This window comes from Noviherbaspirillum denitrificans (assembly GCF_002211445.1).
GTDB classification, from domain to species: domain Bacteria; phylum Pseudomonadota; class Gammaproteobacteria; order Burkholderiales; family Burkholderiaceae_D; genus Noviherbaspirillum; species Noviherbaspirillum denitrificans.
The window spans coordinates 1,823,876-1,829,506 of record NZ_LSTO01000001.1 but is presented as its reverse complement, the minus strand read 5'-3'; the positions used below and the strand labels follow the sequence as shown (position 1 = coordinate 1,829,506).

5 protein-coding genes and 1 pseudogene are annotated in these 5,631 nt (G+C 63.9%); 5 read left to right on the top strand and 1 reads right to left on the bottom strand.

Annotated features, from left to right (window positions below):
* The 3 genes and pseudogenes from AYR66_RS09055 to nhaA all read left to right on the top strand — a co-directional run.
* Window positions 1-358 (top strand): annotated as a pseudogene (locus tag AYR66_RS09055) (alpha/beta hydrolase); the annotation flags it as partial.
* A gap of 61 nt (window positions 359-419) precedes the next feature.
* Complete coding sequence (locus AYR66_RS09050; RefSeq protein WP_088707227.1) at window positions 420-692, top strand: hypothetical protein; 273 nt, start codon at window positions 420-422, stop codon at window positions 690-692.
* 87 nt (window positions 693-779) lie between these two features.
* Entirely contained in the window at window positions 780-1,958 is a 1,179-nt protein-coding gene (gene nhaA / locus AYR66_RS09045) for a Na+/H+ antiporter NhaA (RefSeq protein WP_088707226.1), read from the top strand.
* 130 nt (window positions 1,959-2,088) lie between these two features.
* On the opposite strand, the gene AYR66_RS09040 is transcribed toward nhaA, so the two are convergent.
* Window positions 2,089-2,517: a VOC family protein gene (locus tag AYR66_RS09040; protein ID WP_088707225.1), complete on the bottom strand. Its 429-nt coding sequence runs from the start codon at window positions 2,515-2,517 to the stop codon at window positions 2,089-2,091.
* Window positions 2,518-2,819: 302 nt separating this feature from the next.
* Between AYR66_RS09040 and AYR66_RS09035 the strand changes: the two genes are divergently transcribed.
* Window positions 2,820-4,574, top strand: coding sequence for a 4Fe-4S binding protein (locus AYR66_RS09035; RefSeq protein ID WP_088707224.1), 1,755 nt, complete (start codon window positions 2,820-2,822; stop codon window positions 4,572-4,574).
* Window positions 4,575-4,766: 192 nt separating this feature from the next.
* The coding region (locus AYR66_RS09030) for a M4 family metallopeptidase (RefSeq protein ID WP_088709704.1) at window positions 4,767-5,631 on the top strand (865 nt) is incomplete at its 3' end.

The following is a 5,631-nucleotide window of genomic DNA, read 5'->3' as shown; positions in this document are numbered from 1 at the left end:
TTCGGCGACGGCGGCCGCGATCCGGATCAAGGACATGGGCATCGCGGGCGTCGTGCTGAGTTCCAGCGTGGTCAGCTACAGCAAGCCGGGCGCGGTGCCGCGCCAGGACCTCGCGGCAATCGACGTGCCGGTGCTGGTGCTGCACCATGCGAAGGATGCGTGCCGCGTCTGCGCGCCGCATGAAGTGCCGTCCATCCTGCGCGGCCTCGTGAATGCGCCAGTCAAGAAACTGGTGATGGTCGACGGTGGCGCCAATCCCACCGGTGACGCGTGCGAGGCGCTGCACTGGCACGGCTTCATCGGCATGGAGGAAGAGGCGGTCGGCATTATCGCGAACTGGATCCGCAACCCGGCCTAGGCGCGACGGCGCAAACGTGCTCCAATGGGAGGGCATCATCACTCAATGAGGCGCTACCCTTATGGCAATGAACCTGCAGGCCGTCGAAGACCTGATCAAGGAAATCGAAACCATCGACCCCGTCGACTGGGGAATGCTGAACATCAACGAGGACGACGCCATCCACCTGATCGCGATGTCCGTGGTGGAACACTACGAACAGAACATCCGGCCGATGTCGGAAACCGATCGCGAGTACATCTTCGTCTCGTCGATCGCCAAGCTGACGCTCGAGAATTTCGTGCTCAACATCAAGCTTGCGCAGGCGATAGGGGGCGGGCAGGCGCCGGACTGATCGGCTATACTGCCCGCGGGTGTCCACACAAAGGGTGTGGGCAGGACATGCGTTGGTCGGGCCGCCGCGCGGCTTGTTCGCGACCCCATGAACGCACCCATCTCCCCGCACATCCATAATTCCCTCTCCGACACTTTCAAGCGCTTTGCCGAGTCGGAGAAGGCCGGCGGCGTCCTGCTCCTTGCCTGCACGCTCGCGTCGCTGCTCCTCGCCAACTCTCCGCTCGGGGAAAGTTATCTCCACCTCTGGCACGTGACCATTGCCGGCATGTCCGTCGAGCACTGGGTGAACGATGCATTGATGGCGGTTTTCTTCCTGCTGATCGGGCTGGAACTCGAGCGCGAACTGTACAACGGCGAATTGTCGAACTTCAGGAGCGCGCTCCTGCCCGTCGTCGCCGCGCTGGGCGGCATCTGCGTGCCGGCGCTCATCCATTTCTGGCTGAATGCCGGTACGCCCACGCAAGCCGGCATGGGCATCCCGATGGCGACCGACATCGCCTTTGCACTGGGCGTGCTGGCGCTGCTCGGCAGCAGGGTGCCGGCCTCGCTGAAAATCTTCCTCACCGCGCTGGCCGTCATGGACGACCTTGGCGCCATCATCGTGATCGCGTTGTTTTACACGGCCGAACTGGCCTGGGGCTGGCTGCTCGCGGCGCTGGCCGCCTTCGCCTTGCTCGCGTGCATGAACCGTTATCTGCGCATCATGGCGCTCGCGCCCTACCTTGTTGGCGGCGCGATCATGTGGGTGCTGATGCTTAAGTCAGGCGTGCATGCGACCATCTCGGGCGTGCTGCTGGCATTCGCGATTCCGTTTTCGGCGAAACAGGACGATGAAGAATCACCCTCGCACCGGCTCGAACACATCCTGCACAAGCCAGCCGCCTTCGTCATCCTGCCCATCTTCGCGCTTGCCAACACCGGCATCGTGATTGGCGCGGACTGGATGCGCGAACTGGCGTCTTCCAACAGTGTCGGCATCCTTGCCGGCCTGGTGGTCGGCAAGCCGCTGGGCATCGTGCTGCTCAGCGCCCTCGCGGTTGCCGCCGGCATCTGCAGCCTGCCCGGTGGCCTGCGCTGGACGCATATCGCGGGCGCCGGCATGCTGGGCGGAATCGGCTTCACGATGTCGATCTTCATCACCAACCTCGCCTTTGCGGGGGAACCGGCGCTCGTCAATGCGTCGAAGATTGCGATCCTGCTGGCATCGCTGACGTCGGCGCTGGTGGGCCTTGCTTTTCTCGGGCTGGTCTCCCGGCAGCGGTGAGCACCGTGCCACGGGCGGCCGGGCGTTGCTCCGGCTGCTATGTCCGGGCCACCGGACCGGGCGATTTTTCCGGCCGTACGCTGGCGAGTGGCGCGCACCTTCACATCTGATACAGACGCCCGTGGAAAGCCTATTGTGCGCCTCCCTGCGGCATCACGATCACCATCCAGCCCATGCCGAAGCGATCCATGACCATGCCGAAGCAGGGCGAGAAGAACGTCTTCCCGATCGGCATCTGCACGGTGCCGCCATCGGCCAGTCCGTCGAAAGCCTTGCGCGCGGCTTGCTCATCCGGAAAGTCGAGCGATAGCGAAAATCCCTGGAAACTGGACGTGCCGCCGCAGTTGCCGTCGGATGCCATGACGGTGGAGCCGCCGATGCGAAGCGTGGCATGCATGACCTTGTTTTCCGAGCCGGGCGGAATCATGCCGGGCGGCGGCGGGTCAGGGGAATCCTTGAAGCGCATCAGGTCGACCACCTCGGCGCCGAGCACCCGGCCATAGAATGCGAACGCCTCTTCGGCACGTCCGTTGAAGAACAGGTAAGGCTGGACTTGCATGGAACTCTCCTCTTGTCTTTTGGAAATCCTGGGCCCTGCCGGGTCCATCACGGTCACGACGATCGGGCGTTGCCGGAATCGACATCCTGCATGAATTTTTTTTCAAGGTCATGTGCCGGCGCAGCATCCGACGGACAAACCCTGCACAACAGGCAAGTGATTCTCCGCAATATTTGATCTGGAGTAGTGCGGCGGCAATTTTGCCTCGCGATAATCCTTGACGCAGGCGCCGGTATGGGACCGGAGCGCCGTCAGAACAAGGGTTGCCGGTACGGCATTGCGCCGCCGGAGCACTGTCAAACATGAAACAGATCATTTTCGCCGCGCTGCTGCTGATTGCGCAGGCCTGGAACGCCCCGGCATTTGCCCATACCGAACACGGCCTCGCCCCCGTGGAAAAGCATGCCCAGAAGGCGCCAACCCAGCAGGCCGCGCCAGCGCAGGTCGACGACAGCGCTCCCGACACCCTCCCGGCCGAGCAGGCACCCGCCGAGGAAGAGGTCTATCCCGACGAACCGATGGAAATGCTCCACCCCGGCCTGCCCGAGGAGTGGCGCTACCCGGCCGGCGCGATCATGGCCGTGATTGCCTTGTGGGCGCTGTTCACGCGCTTCCCCGGGCAATCCTCACCCAAGAGCATCAACCTCGCGACCATGCCCTTCGTTGGGCCGGTGGTGCGCTTCCTCAACCGCAGTCCGTATCCGCTGCTTGGCATCCGCTTCGTGTCGGTCGCGGTGTTCCTGATGGTGGTGGTGGCCGGCCTGTTCGGCACGACCTACCCGGAGCACAACCTGGCCACCGCGCTGGTGTGGAACCTGTGGTGGCCGCTGGTGGTGGTGTCGGTGCTCTTCCTCGGCACCGCATGGTGCGCGATCTGCCCGTGGAACACGCTGGCCAACTGGCTGGTGCGCTGGCGGCTGTGGCGCCGCCGCGACCCGCATCCGGGCCGCAACCGCAAGGTGCCGCGCTACCTGCAGAACGTATGGCCGGCGCTGCTCATGTTCATGGGCCTGACCTGGCTGGAGACCGGCGTCGGCGTCACCGGCTGGCCGCTGGCGACCGCGCTGATGGCGCTCGTCATGCTGGTGCTGTCGATCGTCTTCATGCTGCTGTATGAACGCAAGGCCTTCTGCCGCTACATGTGCCCGGTGGGCCGCACGCTCGGCTTCTACTCGCGGCTGGCGCCGGTATCGGTGCGTCCGCTCGAGCAGTCGACCTGCGACACCTGCAAGACGCTGGAATGCTACAACGGTTCCAAGGACATCGAGCCCTGCCCGACCCACCTCGTGGTCGGCCGCTTCAGCCAGAACACCAACTGCCTGTCGTGCGGCAGCTGCATGCTGAGCTGCCCGAAGAAGAACGTGACCTGGCGCCTGCGTCCGCTGGGCAGCGAAGCGAAGGACCAGGCACAGGCGCGTCCGCAATGGGATGGCGCATGGTTCATGCTGGCGCTGCTGGGTGTCACGATGTTCCACGGCCTGACGATGATGGAATTCTGGCGCGACTGGGTGGCCGCCGTCGCCGGCCTGCTCAATGAAAGCGGCACGCCGATCATCAGCTTCACGCTGGCGATGCTGGGCGTGTGCGGCGGCGTGGTGCTCGCCTATGCCGCCGCCATCGGACTGGCATGGCTGTTCAACAAACGCGCGACGCCGTACAAGACGCTGTTCGTGTCGTTCGCCTTCGTGACGCTGCCGCTGGCCTTCGTGTACCACCTTGCGCACAACCTCGACCACCTGTCGCGCGAGAGCGCCGACCTGGTGACGCTGTTCACCAATCCCTTCGGCACCGGCCTCGCGCCGCTGTCGGCATCGGCCAAGCACGACATGATGATGGACCCGATCCTGCCCGAGGTCGCGATGTACACGCTGCAGGCCGGCCTGATGGTGCTCGGCTTCTGGTTGGCGGTGCAGATCGTCCGGCATCGCGGCAATGGCCAGCTGGCCGACGGCGGCGGCGTGAAGGGCTGGAGGCTGGCGCCGCTGCTGGCCTTCATCGGCGCGATCACAGCAACCAACTTGTGGTTGATGGCGCAGGGCATGGTGATGCGTTTTTGATTCACCTCATACCGCACCGTGACACCTGCACGAGAATAGCCCCCTGACCAAGGAGAGCGGCGCGAATCGGCCCATTGCTGCAGACGTTCGTCGTGTACGAACAGGCGGGTAAAGAGACTAATCGACTCTCTGTCAAAGTCGGCATGGCACGCCATGCCAGGTGAGTTAACCTGATGTCCAGGAGGTCTCAGCATGTGCCGTCACACCCAGCAGCACAACCCGATTCTCTGCATCCTTCCGCCCTATGTGCTGGACGGGATCGCCAACAACGGCACGCCGAAGCAGCGTGCCGCCGCGTTGCGCACCAAGTCCGCCGACAACACCTTCCGCGCGATGCGCATCGCGCGGCAGGCACCGCAGCCGGCCGCACCGTCTTCGTCCAAGCCCATCTCCGAACTCAAGCCGGTGCGCACGATCTACCATGCGCGCAATCAGCAGAACCTGCCCGGCGAGATCATCCGCATGGAAGGCGGGCCGCCGGTAGCTGGCGACGATGCCGCCAACGAGGCGTACGAGGGACTCGGTGCGACCTTCAATTTCTTTGCCGATGTCTTCGGCCGCGATTCGATCGACGATGCCGGCATGCGGCTCGATGCGACCGTGCACTTCGGTGACGATTACAACAATGCGTTCTGGAACTCGGTACAAATGGTGTTCGGTGACGGCGATGGCGAGCTGTTCAACCGTTTCACGATTTCCCTCGATATCATCGGCCATGAGCTTGCCCACGGCGTGATCGAGGACGAGGCCGGGCTGCAATACCTGAACCAGCCCGGCGCGCTGAACGAATCGCTGGCCGACGTGTTCGGCTCCATGGTGCGGCAGTATCATCGGAAGGAGACCGTCAAGGATGCCACATGGCTGATCGGCGACGGCCTGTTCACCGGCAACGTCAACGGCATCGCGCTGCGTTCGATGAAGGACCCGGGCTCCGCCTTCAACGATCCGGTCATCGGCAAGGACCCGCAACCCAAGCACATGAGCGGCTACGTGAATACCTTCCAGGACAACGGCGGCGTGCATATCAACTCCGGCATCCCCAACCATGCGTTCTACC

Bases quoted from the DNA above. Each gene is read 5' to 3' on its own strand.
- AYR66_RS09050 (WP_088707227.1), top strand. From the start codon at position 420: ATGGCAATGAACCTGCAGGCCGTCGAAGACCTGATCAAGGAAATCGAA.
- nhaA (WP_088707226.1), top strand. From the start codon at position 780: ATGAACGCACCCATCTCCCCGCACATCCATAATTCCCTCTCCGACACT.
- AYR66_RS09040 (WP_088707225.1), bottom strand. From the start codon at position 2,517: ATGCAAGTCCAGCCTTACCTGTTCTTCAACGGACGTGCCGAAGAGGCG.
- AYR66_RS09035 (WP_088707224.1), top strand. From the start codon at position 2,820: ATGAAACAGATCATTTTCGCCGCGCTGCTGCTGATTGCGCAGGCCTGG.